At 73.6% G+C, this 24,203-nt stretch carries 17 protein-coding genes; 5 read left to right on the top strand and 12 right to left on the bottom strand.

Annotated elements, in window-relative coordinates; all coding sequences use genetic code 11:
- Positions 1-152 precede the first annotated feature (152 nt).
- Together AB0L34_RS21990 and AB0L34_RS21985 are read left to right on the top strand one after the other, a co-directional pair.
- Entirely contained in the window at positions 153-1,610 is a 1,458-nt protein-coding gene (locus AB0L34_RS21990; RefSeq protein ID WP_363706193.1) for a hypothetical protein, read from the top strand.
- A 2-nt stretch (positions 1,611-1,612) separates the two neighbouring features.
- The gene (locus AB0L34_RS21985) at positions 1,613-5,914 is read left to right on the top strand and encodes an FtsK/SpoIIIE domain-containing protein (RefSeq protein ID WP_363706195.1); all 4,302 of its coding nucleotides are present in this window, start codon (positions 1,613-1,615) and stop codon (positions 5,912-5,914) included.
- A gap of 116 nt (positions 5,915-6,030) precedes the next feature.
- On the opposite strand, the gene AB0L34_RS21980 is transcribed toward AB0L34_RS21985, so the two are convergent.
- From AB0L34_RS21980 to AB0L34_RS21955, 6 genes are all read right to left on the bottom strand, one after another.
- Positions 6,031-8,418 (bottom strand): glycosyl hydrolase, encoded by a 2,388-nt coding sequence (locus AB0L34_RS21980; protein WP_363706191.1) that lies wholly within the window; start codon positions 8,416-8,418, stop codon positions 6,031-6,033.
- Positions 8,419-8,553: 135 nt separating this feature from the next.
- Entirely contained in the window at positions 8,554-9,021 is a 468-nt protein-coding gene (locus AB0L34_RS21975; protein ID WP_363706189.1) for a hypothetical protein, read from the bottom strand.
- Between the two features lie 17 nt (positions 9,022-9,038).
- Positions 9,039-9,920 (bottom strand): sugar ABC transporter permease, encoded by an 882-nt coding sequence (locus tag AB0L34_RS21970; RefSeq protein WP_363706187.1) that lies wholly within the window; start codon positions 9,918-9,920, stop codon positions 9,039-9,041.
- Positions 9,917-10,927, bottom strand: coding sequence for an ABC transporter ATP-binding protein (locus AB0L34_RS21965; RefSeq protein WP_363706185.1), 1,011 nt, complete (start codon positions 10,925-10,927; stop codon positions 9,917-9,919). Before AB0L34_RS21965 ends, AB0L34_RS21970 begins: the two co-directional genes overlap by 4 nt.
- Positions 10,924-12,225: a sugar ABC transporter substrate-binding protein gene (locus tag AB0L34_RS21960; protein WP_363706183.1), complete on the bottom strand. Its 1,302-nt coding sequence runs from the start codon at positions 12,223-12,225 to the stop codon at positions 10,924-10,926. Before AB0L34_RS21960 ends, AB0L34_RS21965 begins: the two co-directional genes overlap by 4 nt.
- The gene (locus tag AB0L34_RS21955) at positions 12,222-13,112 is read right to left on the bottom strand and encodes a carbohydrate ABC transporter permease (RefSeq protein ID WP_357460721.1); all 891 of its coding nucleotides are present in this window, start codon (positions 13,110-13,112) and stop codon (positions 12,222-12,224) included. Before AB0L34_RS21955 ends, AB0L34_RS21960 begins: the two co-directional genes overlap by 4 nt.
- 241 nt (positions 13,113-13,353) lie before the next feature.
- On the opposite strand from AB0L34_RS21955, the gene AB0L34_RS21950 reads away from it, so the two are divergent.
- The gene (locus AB0L34_RS21950; RefSeq protein ID WP_363706181.1) at positions 13,354-15,264 is read left to right on the top strand and encodes a Xaa-Pro dipeptidyl-peptidase; all 1,911 of its coding nucleotides are present in this window, start codon (positions 13,354-13,356) and stop codon (positions 15,262-15,264) included.
- Between the two features lie 175 nt (positions 15,265-15,439).
- Here the strand turns inward: AB0L34_RS21950 and AB0L34_RS21945 are convergent, their stop codons facing one another.
- The 4 genes from AB0L34_RS21945 to shbA form a co-directional block, all read right to left on the bottom strand.
- Entirely contained in the window at positions 15,440-16,669 is a 1,230-nt protein-coding gene (locus tag AB0L34_RS21945) for a helix-turn-helix domain-containing protein (protein WP_363706179.1), read from the bottom strand.
- Positions 16,670-17,016: 347 nt separating this feature from the next.
- Complete coding sequence (locus tag AB0L34_RS21940; RefSeq protein ID WP_363706177.1) at positions 17,017-17,553, bottom strand: hypothetical protein; 537 nt, start codon at positions 17,551-17,553, stop codon at positions 17,017-17,019.
- Positions 17,554-17,749: 196 nt separating this feature from the next.
- Positions 17,750-18,556, bottom strand: coding sequence for an anti-sigma-D factor RsdA (locus AB0L34_RS21935; protein WP_363706175.1), 807 nt, complete (start codon positions 18,554-18,556; stop codon positions 17,750-17,752).
- The gene (gene shbA / locus AB0L34_RS21930) at positions 18,553-19,131 is read right to left on the bottom strand and encodes an RNA polymerase sigma factor ShbA (protein ID WP_350711747.1); all 579 of its coding nucleotides are present in this window, start codon (positions 19,129-19,131) and stop codon (positions 18,553-18,555) included. Before shbA ends, AB0L34_RS21935 begins: the two co-directional genes overlap by 4 nt.
- A 347-nt stretch (positions 19,132-19,478) precedes the next feature.
- Between shbA and AB0L34_RS21925 the strand changes: the two genes are divergently transcribed.
- The gene (locus AB0L34_RS21925; RefSeq protein WP_363706173.1) at positions 19,479-20,936 is read left to right on the top strand and encodes a pyridoxal-dependent decarboxylase; all 1,458 of its coding nucleotides are present in this window, start codon (positions 19,479-19,481) and stop codon (positions 20,934-20,936) included.
- Between the two features lie 51 nt (positions 20,937-20,987).
- On the opposite strand, the gene AB0L34_RS21920 is transcribed toward AB0L34_RS21925, so the two are convergent.
- Complete coding sequence (locus tag AB0L34_RS21920) at positions 20,988-21,389, bottom strand: DUF2267 domain-containing protein (protein WP_363706171.1); 402 nt, start codon at positions 21,387-21,389, stop codon at positions 20,988-20,990.
- Positions 21,390-21,482: 93 nt separating this feature from the next.
- Complete coding sequence (locus tag AB0L34_RS21915) at positions 21,483-22,763, bottom strand: Gfo/Idh/MocA family oxidoreductase (RefSeq protein ID WP_363706169.1); 1,281 nt, start codon at positions 22,761-22,763, stop codon at positions 21,483-21,485.
- Between the two features lie 149 nt (positions 22,764-22,912).
- Between AB0L34_RS21915 and AB0L34_RS21910 the strand changes: the two genes are divergently transcribed.
- Entirely contained in the window at positions 22,913-24,154 is a 1,242-nt protein-coding gene (locus tag AB0L34_RS21910) for a sugar ABC transporter substrate-binding protein (protein ID WP_350711790.1), read from the top strand.
- The last annotated feature ends 49 nt before the right edge of the window (positions 24,155-24,203 follow it).

Raw genomic sequence — 24,203 nt, 5'->3', positions numbered from 1 at the left:
ACGGGGCGACGACGACGCCCACGCCCAGCTCGTCGGCGAGCCGGTACAGCTCGTCGGGGTCGACGCCGGGCGGCTCCCGGTCGACCCGGGCGCGCGCCGCCTTCCAGGTGTCGCCGCCGCAGTCGATCCGCCGCGCCAACCTGCTGGCTCTCGTGGTCCTGCTGGCGCTGTCCGGATGGGCAGGCTGGATCCTGCTGCACGAAACGCTGAGCATGCCGCTGATCACCGTCATCGTGGCGGTGGCGGCCGTGTGGGCCGTCGGAGCGAGCAGTGTGCACTTCCCGTGGCAGGGCCGGCTGAAGATCACCGAGGAGGCGCTGGTACTCCAGGGCACAGCGGCCCCGACGGGGCAGGGGCGATCCGATGTCGTCCTGCGCTGGGGCGACGTGAGCGAGCTGACCGTGACCCCCGCCACGGCAGGGTCCGTGGATCGAACGAGGATCACCGTCGGCTTCGCCACCAAAGCCGCGGCCACCCCGCTCTCCGTGCCGCCGTTCAAGGGCTACCTGCGGCAGCGGGTCAACGACGGTCCGATCTGGGTCGTGGGGGACGTCGTCGCCGACCCCGAGGAGATGGCGGAGGCGGTCGAGGCCGTCGTCCCGGACCACGTCACCGTCGCGGACGAGACGGGCAGCGCCGCCGGCGGGCCCCCGGCGGCCAACCGTCACGTCAACCCGCGCCGGGGTGGCCTGGTCCTGTGGATCCTGCTCGTCCTGGGCCTGATCGGGGGAACCTACTACTACCGTGACCAGGCCCGGGACCTGGTCACCCTCACCGAGGACGCGACGTCGGTGGTGGCGTACGGGCCGGCCGGCACTCTGCTCGGCAGCGCCGCCGAGGGCACGATCACCGTGTGGAACGTGGCCACCGGGCACGCCGTCGCCATCCTGTCCGGCCACGCCGACGAGGTCACCTCGTTGACCTTCAGCCCGGACGGGAAGTTGCTGCTCAGCGGCGACGACGGTGGAGCCGTCAAGCTGTGGGACGTCAGCACCCAGCGCAACACGGCCACCCTCGCCGTCGACGACGGCGAATTTCGGATCGTCTCGGCGCGTTTCAGTCCCGACGGCACCGCGTTCGCCGTCGCCGACTATGCCGGGAACGTCGCGCTGTGGCGGCTGGCCAACCTGGGCAGGCCAGTTCCGGTCGATGCCGAGGGCATCGACGTCGGCGTCATCCGGTTCAGCGCGGACAGCCGGATCCTGCTCGGCGTCGACGAGGAGAAAGGCGTCCGGCGTTTCTGGCAGACGACCAGCGGCGCCAGCGTCCGCCCTGCCGGCACCTTCGGTCCCATGGCGACCGTGCGGCCCGACAACTCCGTTCTCATCCGGGATGCGGGCTCCGACCGGATCCTGACCACCCTGCGCGGCAACACCAACAGCGTCACCGCCACCGCCTTCGGCCCCGGGGACCTGTTCGCCACGCGCAGCTGGGACGACATCCGGGTGTGGCGGACGACGACCGGGCGCACGGTGCGGGTCCTGGGAACCAACCTCTTCCGGCTCAGCGGTCCCGACTGCAATTCGCTGGCGCTGAGCCCGGACGGCGAGACCCTCGCGTGCGGGGGCGACGACGGGCTCCGGCTGTGGGCGTTCGGGGCAGAGCGGTGACGATGATCCTCCGGGTGACGGTCCGGGACGCCGGGACGGGGCTCTGCACGGACGCCGAGGTGATCGCGGAGCCGGACACGAACGTGGGTGCCCTGCTCTCGGCGCTGCCGGTGCCTGTCGACGGCCGACCGTGCTTCGTCGGCGCCGTCCGACTGGACGGCCGCTCGACGGTGGCCGACAGTCCGCTGGTGCCGGGTGCGGTCATCAGCGTGGGCGGGCCCGGTCCCGCCGGTCGCCCGGTCGGCTCCGGCGCCGGCGGCGTGCTGGAGGTGGTGAGCGGCCCGGACGCCGGCCTCGCCGTGGCGCTGCCCCCGGGCCGGCACTCGCTCGCCCGGAGCTCCCGGGCCTCCGTGCCCCTGCGCGATCCCGACGTGTCCCGGCGCGGCCACGCCGAGATGGTCGTCCACGCCGACGGCACCGCCGAGGTCGTCGACAGCGGTTCCAGCAACGGCACCTTCGTCGACGGGGCGCGGATCGCCGGGCGGACGAGGCTGACCCCGCGCGCCGTGCTGCGGGTCGGAGCCGACGAACTGCGGTGGAGCCCCGCCAGGGCCGGTGCCCTGCGGGTGGTGCGCGCCCCGGACGGGCGACTCGACTTCGACCGGGCCTTCGACCCGGCTCCGGTCGTGCCGAGTGTCGAGGTGACCCTGCCGGTCCACCAGCCCGCGGTGCGGGGTTCCGCCACGATGGCGCTGCTCGGCGCGGGGGTGGCCGTGGTGGCGGCGCTCGTCACGCAGCAACCGATGCTGTGGCTGGGCGCCGCTGCGGCCGTCATCGGGTACCTGGTGATGAGCTCGTCGGAGGAGAAGCAGGCCCAGGAGCGGGAGAAGGCCTTCACCGACGCGAAGCAGGCCGTCCAGGACAAGATCACGTCCCAGGTGCGGGAGGAACAGAGGATCCGTCACCTGCTCGCCCCCGGGCCGAGCAGGATCGCCGAGACGGCCACGGGGGAGCGTTCCGACCTGTGGACGCGGCGATCGGATTCGCCGCACGGCCTGACCCTGCGCGTCGGCACCGCCGACCAGCCGGCCTCCGTGACGGTACGCGGGGAGCCCTGGCCCGGCTTCGAGCCCCCGACGGTGCGGGCCGTGCCGGTGACCGTCGACCTGCGGGTCACCGGTGTGCTCGGCGTCGTCGGGGCCGACCAGCCCGTGGCCGACATGCTGCGGTGGCTGCTGATCCAACTGGCCACCCTGCGCGGTCCCGACGACCTGCGCCTGGTCGTGGTCACCGCACGGGACTCCGACGGGCTGGGCTGGACGCGATGGTTGCCGCACGTCGACGCCGGGGCGGGGGAGGCCGTGCCGTGCTGGATCGGCAACACCGCGCAGACGCGTGCCGCCCGGGTGGGGGAGCTGCGCCGTCTCGTCGCCGCCCGACGCGCCGACCGGGTCGCCGCGCCCGGCGGTCAGGTCGGCACGGAGGTCGTCGTCGTCCTGGACGGCGCTCTCGCCCTGCGGGAGCTGCCCGGCATGGACGTGGTCCTGCGCGACGGTCCGGCGGTCGGCGTGTACGTGATCTGCGCCGACCGGCACAGCATGAACGAGTGCCGGGGCCTGTGCGAGGTGGGCGAGCGCTCGGTGAAAGTCACCCGCAGTTTGGACGACCCGCCCGTCACCGGCCGGCCGGACGCCCTCGACGACGCGACAGCCGACCGGCTGGCCCGCTCGTTGGCGCCGATGCGTGACCGGGCCACCCTCGCCGCCGCGCAGCACGCCGTCCCGGGCCGGGTCCGCCTGCTCGACCTGCTGGGCCTGGACGTGCCGACGGGCGACGACGTGCTCGCGCTCTGGGGCGACGGTCGAGGGCCACGCACCCGGGTGGTGCTCGGCGCGGACGCCGGCGGGCCGGTGCACGTCGACCTGGCTGAGCAAGGCCCGCACACGATCCTCGGTGGCGCCACCGGCGCCGGCAAGAGCGTCCTGCTGCAGACCCTGGTCACGGCCCTGCTGCTGACCAACCGGCCGGACGAACTCAACATGGTGCTGGTGGACTTCAAGGGCGGCAGCGCCTTCCTGCCCTTCGAGCGCTGTCCCCACGTGGTCGCGCTCATCCGTTCCACCGGGGAGACCGTCGCCGACGTCTTCGACGACGCGGCCGCGGCGCGGGTGCTGGCGTCGATACGCGCGGAGGTGAGCCGGCGCGAGTCCCTGCTGGCCCGCTATGAGGGGGAGATCGACCGGTACTGGGAGAAACGTCGCGCGCAGGCGCAACTGCCGCCGTTGCCCCGGCTCGTCATGATCTTCGACGAGTTCGCGCGGGTGCTCGACGCCGCTCCGGACTTCGTCCGGGAACTGGTGAACGTCGCCGCCAAGGGACGGTCCCTGGGCATGCACCTCGTGCTGGCCACCCAGTCGTTGCAGGGCAAGCTGTCGCCGGAGCTGAAGAACAACGTCTCGCTGCGGATCAGCCTGCGCCAGAACGAGGCCGCCGACAGCACGGAGGTGCTCGGCGTGCCGGACGCCGCCGCGATCCCCGGTGCACTCCGTGGACGCGCGATGATCTTCTGCACCACGTCCGAGACCCGGGTGCCGCAGGAGTTCCAGTCCGGCTACCTCGGCGACCCACCGCGCTCCGGCGTCGTCGTGGCCTCCGTCCGTGCCCTCGAACGGGGCGACCTGGGCGTGCCGCGCGCCGTCGAGAGCACCCGCCCCGGGGACGCCGCGACCGACCAGGACCTGGCGATCGCCGCCGTCGAGGAGGCCGCCCGCACAGCCGGGCTGTCCGCTCCGTTCCGGCCGCTGCTGCCCCCGCTGCCCGCGACCCTGACCCTCGACGACCTGCCCCGCCGGCAGACCGCCGCCCCGCCGGCCACCGCCGTACCGCTCGGCCTGGCGGACGAACCCGGGCTGCAGGCGCAGCCGGCGGAGTTCCTCGACCTCGCCGCCGCCGACCGGCTGATGGTCGCCGGTGGTCCGCAGTCGGGCCGTACGACGTTCGCCCGGACCCTGGTCACGAGCCTCGTCACCCGATTCGCACCCGACCGGGCGCACCTCTACCTCATCGAGCGCCGACCTGGCGGGCTCGCCGACTACGCCGACCTGCCGCACTGCGGCGGAGTGTTCACCCCGGCGGATGCCGACCGGATCCGCCGCCTGATCACCTGGCTCGACCAGGAGACCAGGCGGCGCGCGGCCCACCGGCCGGGCCCGGGCGACAGCCCACGCCCCCACGTCGTGGTCGTCGTCGACGGCTGGGAGCACTTCGAGGACCACGGCGACCCCGACTTCGTGGAGACCCCGCTGCTCGCCACGCTCCGCGGCGTCGTCACCGCGGGCGCCCCCCTCGGTGTGCACGTCATCCCCCTCGGCGGCCAGGACATGCTCAACCACAAGCTGCCGAGCCTGTACAACCGGCGGCTGCTCCTGCCGTTCCCGAAGGAGGACACCCGGCGTGCGCAGCTGAGCTCCGCGATGGCCAGTCCACCCCCGCTGCCCGGGCGCGCCGTCGACGCCGGCAGCGGCCGACACGTCCAGGTCTGTCAGCCCACGCCGTCCGCCGCGCGTCTCGTGGCCGAAGCCGGCGCTGTCGCCCGGGACGTCGACCCCGCCCGGCTGCCCCGACGGTTCCCCGCACTGCCCACCCGGATCACCCTCCGCGAGCTGGCCCCGCCCGACGCACCCCCGAGCGCCACCTGGATTCCCCTCGGTGTCGGCGGAGCCGACAACACCACCCTCGGCGTCGACCTCTTCGAGGCCGGGCCCCACCTGCTCATGGTCTCGGGGCCGCCGGGGGCCGGTCGTACCACCGCCGCCGCCACCGTTGCCCACGGCCTCCGCCGACGGGGTGTCGGCGTGCTCGCGGTCGCGTCGTCCCGGTCGCCGCTACCGCGACTGGTTCCGGACGATCCGCGGGTACGGGTGCTCACCGGAACGGCCATCGCGGACACCGACCTGCGGGCCGCCGCCGCGGCCTTCGCCGACACCCCCTTCGCCGTGATCGTCGACGACGCCGACCAGGTCTCGGTGCTCCCGACCGAGCAGGGGTTCGCCAGCGCGCCCACCCTGCTGGAGGAGATCGCCCAGCCGGCTGCCCGCGGCGGTCGCGCCCTCGTCCTGACCGGAGACGCCGCGCCCGTGCTCACCGGCTTTCCCAGCCCACTCGCCCGGCTGATCAACACGGTCATGAACATGGGCACCCGCCTGCTGCTCACCCCCGAGAACCGCGCGACGGCGCTCGCGCACAACGTGGCTCTCGAACCGGACCAGTACTTCACCGATCCACCCGGGCGGGGCTACCTGTCGACCGGTCGGTCGCCGGCTCTGCTGCACCTGGCCGTGCCCGAGACGGACCAGACCCGGTAGCGGCGGTCGGCAGCGCCACGACCTCGGTCGCCCGGTCCGCGCCACCCGGCCCCGTGACGAACAGGGGCGGGGGTGGACGGGCTACCGCCCGCCGCCCCCGCCCCCTGTTCAGCGGGTCAGGCCGCGCGGCACGAGGCGAGCACGCCGACCACGCCGACGCCCGGTTCGCGCAGCGGCAGCCGGGTCGACGCCGCCGGGCACCGCGGCACGGTGAGGTCGTAAACGCCCCGCCCGAACGTCGCGGCGGTGAGCTGCCGGGTCGGCTCGTGGTAGCGCAGGTACATCACGGCCGCCGCCGGCAGTTCCCCGCCGAGGGAGGCCCATTCGCCGCCGTTCCACGCCGACACGAACACCCCGACGTCGGTACCGACCAGCAACAGGCCGTCGGCGGTCGGCACCACGGAGTTGACCGGCGCGTCGGGCAGCCCCCCGCCGATGTCCGTCCAGGTGCGGCCGCCGTCGCGCGTCATCATGACGTGCGCGCGGTCACTGCCGGAGCGGAACGCGGAGAACGTGGCGTAGGCGATGTTGGCGTCCGTGGGGTGCGCCGCCACCCGGGTCACCCACGTGCCGGGCAGTTGCGCGGGGTCGACCTGGGTCCAGGTGCCCCCGAGGTCGTCGGTCCACCACAGCCTGCCGTCGTCCGTGCCGACGTAGAGCTTGTCGCCGTCGGTGGGGGCCGCCGCGATCGTGGTGATCGTGCCCCACGGGTAGCCCGACGGGTCGTTCGGCCCGCCGCCGGTGAGGTCCGGGCTGATCGCCGTCCAGGTGCGGCCGTTGTCCGTCGACCGGTTGACGACGTTGCCCGCGTAGTACATGACGTCCGGGTCGCTCGGGTCGAACTGCAGCGGGGTGAGCCAGTTGCGGCGGTCCGAGGTCGTCTGGCCGGGGCCGATGGACTGGCGCGGCGCGGCGCCGGCGTTCTCCGAGCGGTAGCAGGAGCCGTACTGGCTGCAGCCGAAGACGATGTTCGGATTCTCGGGGTGGATGATCACCTGGAGACCGTCGCCGCAGCCGATGGCGTTCCACGGGCCGCCCACGCCGTTGTAGCCACGGTTGCAGCCGTTGTCCTGGGCGCCGCCGACCTTCAGCGCCGGGTCGGTCTGCGCGACGTCCACCGTGTAGAACTGGGTGTACGGCTCGTACGTGGACTTGACCCAGCCGCTCACCCCGTTGTTGTCGGAGCGGTAGAAGCCGCCGTCGTTGCCGAGGTAGGCGCGGCCCGGCACCTTGGGATCCCAGCGCAGCACGTGCTGGTCGGCGTGCATGCCGCCGACGTTGCCGAAGCTCTGCCCGCCGTCGGTGGAGCGGCGCAGGTTGACCCCGGTGAGGAACACGTGGTCGGAGTCGGCCGGGTCGACGAACAGCTTGCCGAACCACCAGCTGAAGGTGGACTGGGACGCCTGGTTGGCGTTGACCGGGGTCTGCGTCCAGGTGTCGCCGCCGTCGTCGGAGCGGTAGAAGGCGCGGAACGGGCCGAGGGCGGTGCCGACGTACGCGTACAGCCGGTCCGGGTCGCTCGGGGCGAGGGCGAGACCCCAGCGGCCCTGGTCGGCGTCGGTCGGCAGCCCGGTGGTCATCCGCTCCCACGTCCGTCCGCCGTCGTCCGAGCGCCACAGGCTGGAGCCGGGCCCACCGTAGGTGCGCTGGTGCGGCTCGCGCAGGTGGTCCCACATCGCCGCGTACACCCGGTTCGGGTTCTCGGGGTCGACGACGACCTCGGTGGCGCCGGTGGTGGCATTCGGTGGGGCGAGGGCCTGCCGCCAGGTGTCGCCGCCGTCCTCGGAGAGGTAGACGCCCCGCTCGCCGCCCGGCACGAACAGGTTGCCGGCGGCCGCGGCGAAGATCCGGTCCTGGTTTCCGGGGTCGATGGCGAACCGGGCGATGGCGTGGCTGTTCTCCAGGCCGACGCGCTGCCACGTCCGGCCCCGGTCCCGCGACCGGTAGATGCCGTCGCCGCCGAAGGTGATCGAGCCGCCGCCCGGCTGCGCCTCGCCCGTGCCGGCGAAGAGCACACCGTCGGTGGTCATCGCGACCGCGCCCATGCTCTGCGTCCCACCGTCGGGCCAGGCCGGCTCGAAGGTGGCGCCCGCGTCGGCGGAGCGCCAGATGCCGCCGGAGGCGGCGGCGATGAAGATCTGGTCGGCGACCTGCGGATCGACGGCGATGTCGACCACCCGGCCGCCGATGTTGCTCGGGCCGAAGAAGCGCCACTGCTCCCCGGCGAGGTCGCGGTAGGCGCTGCGGGTGCGGGCGGCGAGCTGGTTCGCCTCGCCGCGGGCCTTCGCGTACTTGGCGGCGGACAGGTCTGTGCTGCCGTCGCTGAGCCGCTGGGCGGTCATCCACTCGGCGGGCAGCTCCATCGGCCCGGTGGGGGTGCTGGTGGCCAGCGACTCCTCGCCGCGGGCCGACGGTATCGAGGTCGTCAACGCGGCCGCCGTCAGCAGCGCCAGGGCTGCTGCCACCGGCAGGACGCGTCTACCTCGGACGAGGGTGGGACTCATGCGGATCTCCCGTCCGTGTGCAGGTGCGACCGAGATCCGGTCGTGCGTCGCACGGTAGACAGCACGGTGACCGGCGTCACCCGGCATCTGTTGGGATTCCGGTCGTCGGGTTAGGACACCTGTCGAGCGCCGTCACTATCCGCGCCGGAACTCCGGCAGTCCCGCGTCCTCCGAGTCCGGCCCCACCACCGCGGTCAGCGTGGTGCCGTCGGCGCAGAGCGCGCCGGCCCGCAGGTACATCCGCCGCTGTTGCGCCCGGGTCAGCACCTCGGCCTCGAAGACCTCGTCCTCGACGCGCAGCAGCTCGACGTCGGTGCGGCCCTCGTAGTGGGCACGTACGTCCAGCGGGGTCATCCGGACGGTGGCCTCGACCGTCGTCAGGGCCCCCTGCTCCACCACCGAGGTGACGCGCGCGCCGTCGGGCAGCACCAGGCCGGTGACCCGGGCGTCGACCTCCGGCTCGGTGTCCAGCGGCACCCGGTCGCAACTGGGCAGGTTCGCCAGCATCCCGGGGCCCCGCCCCGTCGCCTGCGGGGCGTCCGTCCCGCCGCAGGCGACGAGCAGCGGGATCGTGGCGGCGACCGCGAACACCCGGAGTCTCATCGCAGCAGGATGCCACCTCATCGCAGCACCCGCCAGCGGCGCACCATCAGCAGCAGGGCGGTGATGATGACCGCCGTGAGCGCCATCAGCGCCGTCGAGATGAGCGCGCCGTACGCGAAGCCGGAGAACTCGAAGGCCTGGTCGAAGATGTAGACGGGCAGGTAGAGCGTGGCGTTGGCGGGCCGGCCGTCGGTGAGCACGTACGCCGGGACGAAGTTCACCTGGAGGGTGAGGATCGTGTCCCGGACCGCCAGCAGCACCAGCACGGGAGCCAGCAGCGGCAGCGTGAGCCGGCGTAGCTGGCCGAACGGGCCGCAGCCCTCCAGCGCCGCCGCCTCGTAGAGCCGGCCGTCGAGCATCCGGCGGGCGGCGAGGACGACGACGAAGCCCTCGCCGATCGGGAACGCCAGCATCAGCACGACCGCCACCCGGGCGGTGGTCGGGTCCGACAGCCAGGTGAAGCCGGGATGGCCGAACAGCCCGAGCACCTGGTTGAGCGGGCCGTAGAGCGGGTTGAGCACCCACAGGAACAGCACGGCCAGCGCGACGTCGGGGACGACCGTCGGCAGGTAGACCGCGACCCGGAACCACCGCCCGCCCGGCCGGGGCGCGGCGAGCAGCAGCCCGAGGCCCACCGCGGCGAGCAGCCGGACCGGCACGGCCAGCGCCACGTGCGTCAGGGAAGCCCGCACGCTGTCGAGCAGGAAACCGTCGGCCAGCATCCGGCGTACGTTGGCCAGGCCCACGAACTGCGGGTCCCGGGTCAGCCCGGTGTGGTCGGTGAACGCGTACCCGACGTTGAGCAGCGCGGGCAGGGCGACCAGCAGCGCGACCGCCACGGCGTACGGGGCGAGGAACGCCCAGGCGGTGAGCTGCCGGCCGGCCCGGACCGCCTTCACCGGCGTCGCCCGTTGGCGGTGTCGAAGCGGTGGACACGCTCCGGGTCGGGGCGCAGCCGCACCGGGTCGCCCGGCCGTACGCCCGGCCGCGGGCCGGTCCGCACGACGAGGCGGGTGCCGTCGGGGCACCGGGTCAGCAGGACGGCCTCGCTGCCGAGCGCCTCCACCGCCTCGACGGTCGCCTCGACCGGGCCCTCGGCGTCGAGCGCCAGGTCCTCCGGCCGTACGCCGAGGGTCACGTCGGGCCGGCCGCCCAGCGTGCCGCCGCCGGGCACCAGGTTCATCGGCGGGCTGCCGAGGAAGCCGGCCACGAAGGTGTCGGCGGGCTCGTCGTAGACCTGCTGCGGCGGCCCGACCTGCCGGATCCGGCCGCCGTCGAGGACGACCACCCGGTCGCCGAGGGTCATCGCCTCGGCCTGGTCGTGCGTGACGTGGACGGTGGTGGTGCCGAGTTCACGGTGCAGGGCGAGCAGGTCGGCGCGGGTGGCGAAGCGTAACGGCGCGTCCAGGCTGGCCAGCGGCTCGTCGAGCAGGTAGACGCTGGGCTCGCGCAGCAGGGCGCGGGCCAGGGCGACGCGCTGGCGCTGCCCGCCGGACATCTCGTCGGGGTGCCGGTCGAGCAGGTCGGCGATCCCCAGCCGCTCGGCGGCGGCGTGGGCCCGCCGGTCGGCCTCGGCGCGGGGGACCCGGCGCACCCGCAGGCCGAATGTCAGGTTGCCCAGCGTGGTGAGGTGTGGGTAGAGGGCGTAGTCCTGGAAGACCATCGCCACGGCCCGCCGGTGCGGCGGCACCCGGGCCACGTCCTGGCCGTCCACGAGGACCCGGCCGTGGTCGGGGGTGTCCAGTCCGGCGATCAGCCGCAGGACGGTGGACTTCCCGGAGCCCGACGGCCCGACCAGGGTGATCATCTCGCCGGCCCGCACGTCCAGGTCGATCCCGTCGACGGCGGTCGTCCGCCCGTACGCCCTGGTCAGCGACTCCAGCCGGATCGCCCCGCGTCCGGTCACCCGCCCGCTCCCGTCGGCAGGGCGAACAACGGCCGGCTCTGCTCCTCCAGCCGGCGCAGCCCCTCCTCGCGCCCGACCCGGCCGTAGAACACCTCCGCCAGCAGCGTGCCCGCCTCGCGTTCCACCCGGGACCAGGTTGCGGTGCGTGGGGTGGCGCGTAGGTGGGGCGCGGCGTCGAGGTAGACCCGCGACGACTTCGGCGGCGCGGCCGGGTCGAGGAACGCCGGGGAGTTGGCGACGTCGAGCCGGGACGGCACGGTGCGGCCGGATTCGGCGAGGATCCGCTGGCCACCCGGGCCCATCGCGAACTCGATGAACCGCCACGCGTCGCCGTGGTCGGGCAGGCCGGCGCCCATGCAGTAGGCGTCGCTGTGCAGGATCGACGCGGGCACGCCGCCCGGCGCGACCGGCAGCGGCGCCACGTCCCAGGTGAAGCCGTCGATGGTGCGTAGCGTGGGTACAGCCACCCGGCTGTTGAGGTACATGCCCAGGGTGCCGCGCAGGAACCGGGCCTCGCTCGACTCGCTCTGCTCCTCGGCGTCCGGCGGCACGACGTGGTGCGTGAGTTGCAGGTCGAGGAACCAGTCGACGGCCCTGCGGGTGGCCGGGTCCCGGGTGAGGGTCAGGGTGGTGGGGCGGGCCGGGTCGTCGACGAGTTCACCGCGGTTGGACCAGACGAACGGCGCGAGCCGGGGCACGGACGGCTCCACGCCCACCCCGTAGCGGCCGTCGCGGGTCAGCGCGCGGGCGGCGGCCAGGAAGTCGTCCCAGGTCCAGCCGGCCTTCGGCAGCGGCACGCCGGCGGCGGCGAACAGGTCGGCGTTGTAGTAGACGACCAGCGAGGAGAGGTTCTGCGGCAGGCAGGTCAGGGCCTTGCCGTCGAAGCGGAAGGCGTCCAGCGCCTGGGGGCTGAAGTCGCTCTCCTTGAGCACGGTGCTGCGCTCCAGGTAGGACTGCGCCGGCTCGATCGCTCCCTGCGCGGCGAACTGTCCGTAGCGGCGGTAGTTGAGCAGGAACACGTCCGGCGGCTTGCCCCCGGCGAACGAGGTGGTCAGCCGGGCCATCAGCTCGTCCTGGCTGGCGACGGGGGAGAGGTTGACGTCGACGTCGCGGTTGGCCTCCTCGAACGCGGCCACCATCGTGCGGTAGCCGGCGACCTCCTCGGCGTCGCCGAACAGCACGACGGTGATGCCCGACGCGTCGTCGGCGCGGTCCCCGCCGCCGCAGCCCGCGGCGTAGCCGGCCAGCAGGGCGGCCATGACCAGGCCGATCCACCGTCGTGTCCGGGTGTTCGTCACCGGCGTCCTCCAGATCTCAGTGCGGCCAGGGGGTCGTCGTGCAGCAGGATCCGCTGGGCCAGCAGGAACACCAGCACGCACGGGACGGTCGCGACCACGCAGCCGGCCATCAGCAGCGGCCAGTCCGTGGGGTTCAACAGCCGCAGGAACTGCAGGCCGAGCGGATAGGTGTACCGGTCGCCGCTGTGCAGGTACAACAGCGGGTCGATGAAGTTGGCCCAGTGGAACGTGAAGGCCAGCACGGCCACCGCGAGGGTCGCCGGGCGTACCTGGGGCATCGCGACGCGGCGCCAGACCGTCAGCCACCCGGCGCCCTCCAGGCGGGCCGCCTGGAGTTGGGTCTCCGGCACCCCGCCGAAGCTCCAGGCGTAGAGCAGCACCAGGAACGGGCTGCCGGCCAGCACCGCCGGGGCCAGCAGCGGGACGTACGTGTCGACCACGCCGGCCAGGCGGAACAGCTCGAAGCGGGTCGCCCACACGGCCGTCGCCGGGACGAGCAGCACCGCCAGCAGGCCGAGGACCACCCGCCGACGGGCCGTCGGCGCGAGCAGCCGCAGCCCGAAACCGGTCAGCGACGCCACGGCGACGGTCAACGGCACGGCGAGCGCGACGACCAGCGCCGAGTTCGCCAGGTAGCGGAACAGCGGGATCAGCTCGGGCAGCCGGGCGTAGGCGGCCACCGTCGGCTCGGGCGGGAGGAGTTCGAGGGTACGCGGCGGGGGCAGGCCGGCGGGGCGCAGCGAGCCGACCACCATGAACCACAGCGGGGCGGCGAACAGCGCCGCGAACAGGGCCGGTACCACGAAACGCCCGATGATCCGCGGGATCGTGGCGCGACCCGACAACCGCACGTCGCCGAACCTATGGCCGGCGCGCCGTCCGGTCATCGGGCACCTGTTGGAATCGCGTGCCGCCGCCTCCTACGCCTGTCGTACGCCGACGGCGGGCGGCGGGGACGGGGTGCCTGCGACAGACGTAGGAGCCGGTGGCGCGCACCTGCCACACGTGTCCGATGACCCGCCGCGTGTCCATTCGTACGCTTCGATCAAGCCGATGGCCCGCCGACCTCCTGGTCCTCCCGCCGGAGCGCGGCGGACCGACGGCGGATGCCGGAACGGGAGGAGCGCGATGCGAACCACGAGAACCTGGTGGCGGGCGGCGGTGGTGGTCGTGGCGACCGTGGCCGTCGGCCTGCCGGCGGCCACCGCGACGGCGCGACCCGCCGCGGAGAGCCTCGGGCCGGTCGTCGAGGGCGGGGTCACCCAGCCGGTGTTCGGCTACGGCGACGCGATCCGCGAGCGGGTCTTCGTCACCTCCGACGTCGACACCGACGCCGACGGCGCGCGCGACGTCGTCGCGATGGACATCATCCGGCCCCGGGCCGGCGACGGGCTGCGCGTGCCGGTGGTGATGGACGCCAGCCCCTACTACTCCACGGTGTGCCGGGGCAACGAGGGGGAGTGCAAGGCCGACCTCGACGGCGACGGCCTCAACGACCGTTGGCCGCTGTACTACGACAACTACTTCGTCCCGCGCGGGTACGCGGTGGTGCTGCTGGACATGATCGGCACCAACAACTCGACCGGCTGCCCGGTCACCGGCGGCCGCGCCGACAACGTCAGCGCGCCGACGGCGATCGACTGGCTCAACGGCCGTCGCCCCGGCCGGGACGCCGCCGGCCGCGCCGTCGTCGCCGACTGGCACAACGGCCGGACCGGCATGATCGGCAAGTCGTACGACGGCACGCTGGCCAACGCGGCCGCGGCCAGCGGGGTGGACGGACTGGCCACCATCGTGCCGATCTCGGCTATCTCCAGCTGGTACGACTACTCGCGCAGCAACGGCCTGGTCACCCGGGCCAACAACTACTCGGGCAGCCTCGCCAACACCGTCACCGACCCCGACCGCAGGGCGCACTGCGCGCCGGTGCGGGACCGGCTCGGCGACGGCGTCGACGACGTCACGGGCGACTACAACGACTTCTGGGCCGAGCGGGACTACGTGCCGCACGCCGGCCAGGTGCGCGCCAGCGTCTTCGTCGTGCACGGCCTCAACGACAACAACGTCCGGCCGGACCACTTCAGCACCTGGTGGAACGCCCTGGCGGCGCACGACGTCCCCCGCAAGCTCTGGCTGACCGGCACCGGCCACGTCGACCCGTTCGACTTCCGCCGCGCCAGGTGGGTGGACACGCTGCACCGGTGGTTCGACTACTGGCTGTACGGCATCGACAACGGCATCATGGCCGAGCCCGCGGTCGACGTCGAACGCGCACCGGACGTCTGGGAGTCCCACCCCACCTGGCCGCTGCCGGGCGCCCAGCCGACCCAGGTGTTCCTGCGGCCCGGCGTCGACGGGGCGGCCGGGGGCCTGTCGGTGGGTCCGCACCCCGGCAACGCCTCGGCGACGTTCCAGGACACCCCCTCGATGAGCCAGACCAACGCCATCCGGCACCCGTCGGATCCGCTGGCGAACACGGAGAACCGGCTGGTGTTCCTGTCCGCGCCGCTGCGGGCGCCGCTGCACGTCTCCGGCTCGCCCGTGGTGAAGATCAACGCGTCGGTCGACGGCACGGACACCAGCTTCGCCGGCCTGCTCGTCGACTACGGGACGCGGCCGAGGTTCAGCACCTCCGGCGACGGCATCCGTACGCTGGCCGGGCAGGACTGCTGGGGTGGCGAGGCCACCTGGGGCGGGCACGCCGAGGATGCCTGTTACCGGCAGACGGAGAAGACCGTGGCCAGCAACCCGCAGGAACTGGTCACCAAGGGCATCCTCGACGGCCTCAACCTGACCTCGCTGACCGCGTCGGCACCGTTGGTGCCCGGCGTCAAGACGGCGGTCGACGTGCGGCTGCTCCCCGAGGACTACGTCTTCGACGCCGGTCACCAGATCGGCGTGGTCCTGCTCGGCTCGTACTCGGGCTACAGCAGCCGGGCGAAGCAGAACCGGGCCGACATCACCGTGCACTTCGACCGCAGCCGGATCGAGTTGCCGGTCGTCGGCGGCCGGCCGGCGGCGGTGCGGGCCGGCCTGTAGGAGGCCCGGGGACGGGACGCGCGGTGCGCCGGGCGTCCCGTCCCGCCCGTCGCCGCCGGTCCGCGTCCCAACGGGCCGCTCGCCACCCGGCCGCAGCCCGCAGCCCGCCGCCCGGCCGCAGCCCGCCGCCCGGCCTTGGCGCGGCCTCGGCCTTCCGGCCGGTCTCAGCCCGGCCTCAGCCCTCCGGCCGGTAGTGGCCGGTGAGTCGGCCCAGCTTCAACGCCAGGTGCAGGCAGAGTCGCTCGTTGCCGTCCTTCAGGTCGGTCTCGGCGAGTTCCTCGATCCGCTGCAGCCGGTAGTAGAGGGTGGTGCGGTGCAGCCGCAGCTGCTCGGCGGTGGCGTGGGCGTTGCCGGCCAGGTCCAGATAGCGTTCCAGGGTGTCCAACAGCACCGGGTTCGCCTGCTCGCGGAGCAGCCGCTCCAGCCCCGGGTGCACGTCGGCGATGTCGAGGTGCCGGTCGTCCAGCCGCGACAGCAGCCGGTAGATGCCCAGGCCGGACCAGGAGACCACGCGGCCCAGGGCGGGCAACCGGACGCCCACCCGGGCGGACTGCAACGCCTCCGCGTACGACCCGACGGCGTCGGCCAGGCCCGAGCGCGCCTGCCCGATGCCGACGACGGTGCGCTCGACCGAGGCGAGCCCACGGATCGCCTGCTGGAGGTTGTCGTCCAGGAGTTTGGCGGCGACCTCGGGGGAGGGGCGGCCGGCCCCCCGGTCGCCGCAGAGCAGCAGCACGCCGTGGTCGTCGCGCACCACGTGCAGCGCCTCCCGGGTGCCGATCCAGCGCCGGGTGCTGACCAACGCCTGCTCCAGCGCGAGGCGGGCCGTCTCGTCGGGCGCCTGGCCGCCGGGCGTGACGAGCTGCGCGACGAGGGCGGTCGCCGGCCCGTCCCCGACGATGAGCCCGGCCTCCCGCAGCGCCCGCACCGACCGGTCACGGGTCGTCTCGCTGTCGGACAGCAGCGTGCGCGCCGCCTCCGTCTCGCGTCGGGAGGCCAGCTCCCCGAGCAGGTTCTCCCGGTAGAGCGCCAGCGACAGCTCGCTCACCAGCCCGGTGGCCTCGATGTCCGCGCCGGTCATGGTGCCGTCCGGGTCGATGAACCACACGAAGCCCAGGAGCAGGTCGTGGTGCCGGATGGGCACGCAGACCCGGGGCAGGAGGTCGAGTTCCTTCGACGGCGGCGTACGCACCGGCTCCCGGGCCTCCAGGATGCCGACGTCGCGGAACCAGGCCATCACCTCGGGCGTGGTCTGCCGGCGCAGGATCGACGCCTTGCGGACGTCGTCCATCAACCCGGTGTGTTCGCTGTAGACGACCAGGCGCTGACGCCGGTCCTCGATCAACGCCGGACGCCCGACGTGGGCGGCGAGGGCGTCGACGATGCGCTGCAGCTCACCTTGCATGTGACCCTCCGGTCGCCCGACCTGCGCCACCGGTGCCGTGCACGGCCGTGCGGCCTGTCCGTGATGTCTCCGTGCCGCCTCGAATCGTTTCCTCCTCGACCGGACTCGATCATGATCTGATCAGCTCGTCAATGGATGAGCGGGTCGGTGGTCCTTCTCGTTACAACGGCCGCTGTGCGGCGTCGCGCCGGCGGCGTCCCGTGACGCGGCCGGAGGCCCGCAGGATGCCGTGACGAGCGGATCGGCGTCGGGAGTGCGTCGCCCGGCGGGCCACCCCGGCCCGCTGTGGACGGAGATCCGGCGTCCCGCACACCCGTCTCACCGAGGCGGCCGGACGCCCACGTCGATCACCTCGTGCAGGTGGTGCCCCCGGTTCGCGGACCGGGCCGCCGCCTCCGCCGCGTCCGGCCGGCCGCCGAGCAGGACCGCCCGTCGGGGGCCTGCGCCCCGCACGGCCGACCGGGCGCAGGTGCGGGGTGCCAGGAGTCGCGATATCCGCGTACGAACGCCAGCGCGTCGGCCACCGACGTGGTGACAGCCTCCACCCCCTGCCCCACCAGCGCGTGCAGCGGCGCGAACGGCGGACGTGGCCGGCCGGGCGGAGCGTCGGCGACGAAGACCGCGCGCAGTCGACCCCCGGCGCGGTTCCACGCCGACACCTGGACCACCTCCCGCTGCACGTCCCCCACCAGGAACGGCCCCTCGGACGACACGGTGCAGTCCCAGTCGGCCTCGTCGATCGCGCCGACCACTGCTCGGAACAGGCCGGGAAGTCGGGCGGCGGAGTCAGGGTGCGGGTCAGGCAACAACAGGATCACCCCATCCTCGGGCAGTGCGCACTGGTCGAGGGCCGCCACCGAACCGCAGCGCACCCGTGTTGTCATCGCCGGGGCACCGTGATTCGAAACATTTTTCGGATGTGACGAATCACATAGAAACAACTGCATCCCCGCCCTTGCCGACTCGGGTGATCGCCGCCGCCATGCGCGCGCAGACCGGAGCCCGTCGTCCCCCGGCGGTGCCCGGTGCCGATCCCGCCGGCGCGTGGCGGCGGCCCGGCCGCCGCTCGGGTCGCGCTGCCTAGTCGAGGAGCCGGCCTGCGGGGAGGGACGTCTCGGGCAGGGGTGGCAGGCGCGTCGGCGAAGCCGGGTCCGGGCGTAGCCCGGGCAGCTCGGGACGCCCGGGCAGGGGGACGACGATGCCCGGGGCGGGGGATCGGTCAGGTGTGGGCTTCCCGGGCTGCGGCGTGGCGGGCGTGGCGGGTGCCGTCGGCCCGCCGTCACCTGAGGGCGCCGGGGGCGAGGCGCCCGTGGCCGGCGCGCCGGGCGTCGCCAACGTTTCCAGCAGCGCGTGTTGCAGGGAGTCGAGTTCCGCGCCCAGGCGGCGGACGGCGGTCGGGTCGTCGATCGCGGTGAGCTGTGTCCGCGCCTCCTCGGCCAGGGTCCGGGCCTCATCCAGCCGCCCTGCGGCGGCGGCGGTACGGGCGCGCTGGATGGTGTGTTCGACGAGCCGCACATCCGCCTGTTCCGGATAGAGCACCCTGGTCACGGACCACAGGGGGCTGGTCGGCCCGGCGTGCCTGCTGCCCACTCCGAGCCCGGCGGAGATGACGGCGAGCGCGACGACGGCGGCGGCGAGGCGCAGCACCCGCCGGCCGAGCAGTGCCGACCGGGCCTTCCTCGTCGGCGCGGGACCGACGGCGGGCCTGAGGGGGTGGTCGGCACCATCGGCGATGTCGACGTCGCCGCGCCAGGCGGCCAGCATCTCGGCGAGGCCGTCGCCCGCCGGCCCCGGCTCGCCGCGGCCGAGCGCGTCGAGCAGCTCGTCGTCCCGGGCGATCGTGGCCAGGTCCTGCTCCTCGCCGCCGTCGCGGGTCCGCTCGCTCATGCCGCCACCTCGTCGAGTGTGTCGCCTGCCAGGGTACGAAGGCGGGCAAGGGCCCTCGACTGCGTCACCCGGACGGCGGCGGCGGACATGCCGACGACGGTGCCGACCTCCTCGGCGGAGAGACCCACCGCCACCCGGAGGACCACGATCTCCCGCTGCACGTCGGGCAGGCGGTTGAGCAGCACCGACAGTCGGCGGGCGAGGTCGGTGGCGACGGCCTGCTGTTCCGGCCCGGGCTCAGTGGCCGGCCGGTCGAGAGGCGTGTCGGCCACGGTGACGGAGGCGGCCCGTACGGCCGCGCGCTGCGCGTCGGCCACCTTGTGCCCGGCGATGGCGTAGACGAACGCCGCGAAGGGCGTGCCCTGCTCCCGGTAGCGGGGCAGCGCCCGCAGCACCGCCAGGCAGATCTCCTGGGCGACGTCGTCGGCGGTCACGTACGCGCCGCCGATCCGGCCCAGCCGCGCGCGGCAGTATCGCACCAGCCCCGGACGGATGTCGCTGAGCAGGGTCGCGACGGCTGCCCGGTCGCCCTGGGTGGCCCGGCGGACGAACTCGGGCTCGATCGTTGTGGTCATCGCGTCGCGGAACACCTTCGTTACCAGCGGATTACGGGGCACGCTATCGAGCCCGGCCCTGTTTGCCTAGCGCACGTTCCGTGCCCGCGGCCTTCCGGGTGGTAGTTGTCGCGGTCGGGTTGGTCGCGCCGATGTCTCCAGTGGGGAGTCCGGAGAGGCAAGCGTGGGTGTCGAGGTGACCGTGGAGGGCTGACCAGGTCCTTTGCCGGTGGTTCGGCGTCGTGGCGGGGCCACCACACGGGAATTGGCCGGCGCGGCCGCCGGCGCCGGGTGGCAGGGTGGGGCCACCCGAGGTGCCGTGCCGGCCGCCGACCGGCCCGGCGACGACCGGTGAGGAGGCCACCACCGTGACCGATCCGCTGCGCGACGGCGACGCCGACGCCGTGCTGCGCCAGGTGTACGAAGCCGCCGCCCCCTACCTGTCGTCCCTGCCGGACCGGCCGGTGCACGACCCGGGCACCGAGCCGCTGCTGCGTGAGCTGTGGCGGCCGGCCGGCGACGGGGAGCTGCCGGAGCGGGGCGAGGGCGCCGCCGCCGCGGTGCGCCGGCTGCTGCGGGTCGGTACGGCCGCCGCCACGCACTCGGCCGGGCCACGGTTTTTCCACTTCATCATCGGCGGGGCGACCCCGGCGGCGCTGGCCGGCGACTGGACTGCCGCGCTGCTGGACCAGAACGCCGCGTTCCGCGCCTCGTCCCCGTTCGCCGCCGAGACGGAGACGATCGCGCTGACCTGGCTGCGGGAGCTGTTCGGCCTGCCGGAGCGGTTCGGCGGTGCGCTGGTCGCCAGCGCCACCTTCGCCAACGTCACCGGGCTCGCCGCCGCCACCCACTGGTGGGCCGAACGGCACGGGGTGGACGTGGCGGCGCGGGGGCTGGCCGGGCTGCCGCGAATGCCGGTGCTCTCCGGCGGGTACGTGCACGCCAGCGACCGCAAGGCCCTGCAACTGCTCGGGCACGGGCGGGACTCGGTCGAGGTCCTCGCCCGCGACGGCGTGGGCCGGGTCGACCTCGCCGCGCTGGAGCGCCGGCTCGCCGAGATCGACGCCCCGGCGGTGCTGATCGCCAGCGCGGGTGAGGTGAACGCCGGTGACTTCGACCCGGTGGTGGAGCTGGCCGACGTCGCCGAGCGGCACGGCGCGTGGCTGCACGTCGACGGCGCCTTCGGCATCTTCGCCGCCCTGTCCCCGCGCACCCGCCACCTGGTGGAGGGGATCGAGCGGGCGGACTCGATCGCCGGCGACGGCCACAAGTGGCTCAACGTGCCCTACGAGAGCGGATTCGCGTTCCTGAAGGACCCGGCGCGGTTGCCGGCGGCGTTCGGCATGCCCGGCGCGGCGTACCTGCCGGGGGAGGGCAGCGCTCTGCCGTCAGCGTCCGGTGGGCCGGACTACGCGCTGCTCGGGCCGGAGTCGTCGCGCCGGGCCCGGTCGCTGCCGATCTGGGCGACCCTGGCCGCGTACGGCCGGGACGGGCACCGGGCGATGGTCGAGCGGCACCTCGACCTGGCGCAGCGGCTGGCCGGGCTGGTCGACGAGGCGCCGGAGCTTGAGCGGCTCGCCGACGTGCCGCTGAACATCGTCTGCTTCCGCGCCAACCCGCCCGGCATGCCCGGGGAGGCCCTCGACGACCTCAACCGGCGGCTGGGCGCCGCGCTGCTGACGGACGGCCGGGTCTACGCCGGCACCACCGTCTACGACGGGCGGGTGGCGCTGCGGCCGGCGATCGTCAACTGGCGCACCACCGAGGGCGACATCGACCTGCTGGTCGACGTGGTCCGCGAGCTGACGGCCAAGCTGACCGGTTGACGGGCCTGGTGGCCCGGTTCGCCGAGTTCGTGGTCGACCCGGGATACGCCGCTAACGGCCGCGCCCGCCGTCGTATCGCGCCGCCGAGTCGGTGAGGTCCCAGAACTCGGCGGGAAGGTGGGTGATGACGTCGTCGTAGTCGCCGGGCGGGATGGCCTCGCGGAGGGTGTCGAACACCGCCCGCATGCCGGCCTTCGCGGTTGTCCCGTCGACCTCGGCGCGTCCGCTGACCTGCTGGACGAACGCGTCGACCCCGAAGCGCTGTGCCTTGTCCCTGGGCGCGAACGCGTAGGCCCGCAACTCGTCGGGAAGCCGGGCGGAGAGGTCCCGCGCCTCGCCCCCGTCGATCCGCTCCGCCAGGGTCGTGAGCGTGGCGCGCGTGATGGCGGTGGCCTGCTCGGGCGACGTGCGCAGGCGTTTCGCCACCGAGTCGATGAACTCGCTGTTGTCCACCTTCCGGCCTCCCTCTCCGACGGGTAGCGCCGTCTACCCGGGTGCCGGCGCGGCAAACGGCCGGGCGCGGCATCCGGGTCCGGTCCGTCCGTGTCAGGAGGCGGCGGACGGCGTCGTGCCGGCGGGCGCGAGTGCCACCGGGGCTCCGCCGGCGAGCCGGCTGCGTTCGGCGGCGAACGCCATCCGGTGGCTGTCCAGGGACTCCTGCGGCCCCGAGCGCATCCGGGACCGGTCGCCGGTGGCCACCGCCTCGACGAAGGCCGCCATCAGCGCCATGTCGCCGCCGCCGTGGCCGGAGCCGGCGTCCGCCCCGCCGCCCCGGGTGTCGGTGGTGACGGTCTCGCCGGTGACGAAGTCGGTGACGGCGACCTGTTCGCCGTCACCCTCCAGGTAGCCGTGGGTGCCCATGATCCGGGTACGCCGGTGCCCGCCGGGGGTGAAGGCGCTCATGGTGAGGGTGGCGGTCGCGCCGCCGGCGAACGAGACGGTCACGCTCTGGTGGTCGGCGACGTCGTTCCCGCCGCCGTAGACGCACCGGCCGTACGGTCCGTCGCGGAGCGCGGCGTCCACTCCCTCCTCTGTCAGGTCGCGGGTCACCACCGCCAGCGGCCACTGGTGCCGGTCGGGGTCCGCGAGACAGGCGCGGTAGAAGCGGGCGGCCGAGTACGGGCAGGTCGACTCGACCCGGCAGTCGAGGCAGCGGTCGGCGGCGCCGCGCGGCCGGTTGTCGGGGTGGAAGTGGTGCAGCGCGCCGACGCTGCTGACCCGCGTCGGGGTGTCGTCGACGACGTAGCGCAGCCAGTCCAGGTCGTGGCAGCACTTGGCGAGCAGGCTGCTGGAGGAGTCCTCGGCGCGGCGCCAGTTGCCACGGACGTAGGAGTGCGCGAAGTGCCACCAGCCGACCGGCTCCAGGTGCTCCACACCGACGATCCGGCCCAGCGCCCCGCTGTCGACGTACCGCTTCACCGCGTCGGTGTAGCGGGTGTAGCGCAGCACGTGGCAGACGGCGAGCAGCACGCCGGTTCGCTCGGCCGCCGCGGCGACGGCGTGACACTCGGCCTCGCTGGGTGCGATCGGCTTCTCCAGCAGGATGTGGTAGCCGAGGTCGGCGAGGCGGACGGCCGGTTCGGCGTGCTCCCGGTCCGGGGTGGCGAGGACGACGGCGTCGGCCAGTCGGGGTCGCGCGGCGAGGTCCTGCCATGATTCGAACGACGCGGACGCCGCGACGCCGTGGGCGTCGGCGAGCGCGGTGCGGTGGGCGGGCCGTGGGTCGGCGACCGCGACGACGCGGGCCCGCTCGGGGTGGCGCAGTGCGTATCCGGCGTACGTGCTGCCGCGGTTGCCGGCGCCGACGACGGCGAGGGTGACGGTCATCGGAGTCCTTCGCTATTACGGTTCTGGATCGATTTGTCCAGGCATTCACACGAACAGTAACGATGTGACCTCGGTGCATACGGGCTCTAGTATCGGCCCGGACCGTAAGTTAATGTACTGCGAACCTGACTCCCCCGGAAGGATGCGAGATGCGTGTTCGGAAGAGCCTGTCGGCCGTGGCGGTGGCGACCGTCGCCGCGCTCGCGGCTACGGGCTGTGGCGGTTCCGGCTCCGGAGACTCCGGCAAGGCGACCGTAACAATGTGGACATATCCGGCCATCTTCGACGAGGCGAAGCACCGCGCGCACTGGGACGAGACCATCAAGGCGTTCCAGGCGACCAACCCCGACATCAACGTCAAGGTCGAGATCTTCCCCTGGGCCAACCGCGACCAGGCGCTCGCCACCGCGATCGCGGGCAACAAGGGGCCGGACGTCGTCTACCTGATCCCCGACCAGCTGCCCAAGTACGCCCGCAACATCGAGCCCGTCGACAAGTACCTCGACGAGGCGACCAAGAGCGACCTGCACGCGAACGTGGTGCAGTCGGTGACCATCGACGGCAAGATGATGGGCGCCCCGATCCTCACCAGCGCCTCCACGCCGATCTGCAACAAGAAGGTCTTCGCGGCCGTCGGCGAGACGAACTACCCGACGAGCTGGAACGACCTGCTCACCCTGGCCCCGAAGTTCAAGGCCAAGGGCTACGACATCATCACGTACGCCGGTGACGCCAAGCAGACCCTGAACCAGACCTTCTACCCGCTGCTCTGGCAGGCCGGCGGCGACGTGTTCAGCCCGGACGGCAAGTCGGTCGCGTTCAACAGCGACGCCGGCAAGAAGGCGCTGAACTTCCTCAAGCAGCTCGTCGACGGCGGCTACGTCGACAAGTCCATGCTCACCACCGTCCCGCCGATCGAGCAGACCCGCGTCGCGCAGAACAAGGTCGCCTGCAGCTGGTACACGCCGGTCGCCGAGATCGAGAAGTTCTGGGGCAAGGAGAACATCCAGGTCATCCCGCACCTCACCGAGACCAAGCAGATCGGCTACGGCACCGTCGGCTCGCTGTCGATGCTGAAGACCTCCAAGGACAAGGAGGCGGCCGGCAAGTGGCTGGCCTTCGCCACCAACGCCGAGAACACCAAGAAGTACGACATCGGTGCCAGCCTCTTCTCTCCCCGGAAGTCCAGCGGTCCGCTGTACGCCAGTGACCCCGTCCTCGGGGAGCAGGAGAAGCACGTGGCCACCAGCACGGTCGGCCCGCTGCACGAGAAGGCCCGCGACGTCCAGGGCGTCCTCTCCCCGGAGATCCAGGCCGCCCTGCTCGGCAAGAAGTCCGTGGACCAGGCGCTCGAGGACGCGGCGAAGGCCGCCACTCCGCTGCTCGGCTAGTGCCGGCGCGGGGGGCGGGGGGGGGCCGCCCCCCGCCGCGCCGGCCGCG

The organism is Micromonospora sp. NPDC052213, from assembly GCF_040679695.1.
Lineage (GTDB): Bacteria > Actinomycetota > Actinomycetes > Mycobacteriales > Micromonosporaceae > Micromonospora.
Note: the sequence above shows the minus strand (reverse complement) of the source record. Positions and strands in the feature narration are given on the sequence as shown.

Coding starts and splice junctions, on each gene's coding strand:
- AB0L34_RS21915 (WP_363706169.1), bottom strand. CDS start 22,763: ATGACCGTCACCCTCGCCGTCGTCGGCGCCGGCAACCGCGGCAGCACG.
- shbA (WP_350711747.1), bottom strand. CDS start 19,131: ATGACCACAACGATCGAGCCCGAGTTCGTCCGCCGGGCCACCCAGGGC.
- AB0L34_RS21945 (WP_363706179.1), bottom strand. CDS start 16,669: ATGCAAGGTGAGCTGCAGCGCATCGTCGACGCCCTCGCCGCCCACGTC.
- AB0L34_RS21935 (WP_363706175.1), bottom strand. CDS start 18,556: ATGAGCGAGCGGACCCGCGACGGCGGCGAGGAGCAGGACCTGGCCACG.
- AB0L34_RS21975 (WP_363706189.1), bottom strand. CDS start 9,021: ATGAGACTCCGGGTGTTCGCGGTCGCCGCCACGATCCCGCTGCTCGTC.
- AB0L34_RS21955 (WP_357460721.1), bottom strand. CDS start 13,112: ATGACCGGACGGCGCGCCGGCCATAGGTTCGGCGACGTGCGGTTGTCG.
- AB0L34_RS21950 (WP_363706181.1), top strand. CDS start 13,354: ATGCGAACCACGAGAACCTGGTGGCGGGCGGCGGTGGTGGTCGTGGCG.
- AB0L34_RS21910 (WP_350711790.1), top strand. CDS start 22,913: ATGCGTGTTCGGAAGAGCCTGTCGGCCGTGGCGGTGGCGACCGTCGCC.
- AB0L34_RS21985 (WP_363706195.1), top strand. CDS start 1,613: ATGATCCTCCGGGTGACGGTCCGGGACGCCGGGACGGGGCTCTGCACG.
- AB0L34_RS21940 (WP_363706177.1), bottom strand. CDS start 17,553: ATGACAACACGGGTGCGCTGCGGTTCGGTGGCGGCCCTCGACCAGTGC.
- AB0L34_RS21980 (WP_363706191.1), bottom strand. CDS start 8,418: ATGAGTCCCACCCTCGTCCGAGGTAGACGCGTCCTGCCGGTGGCAGCA.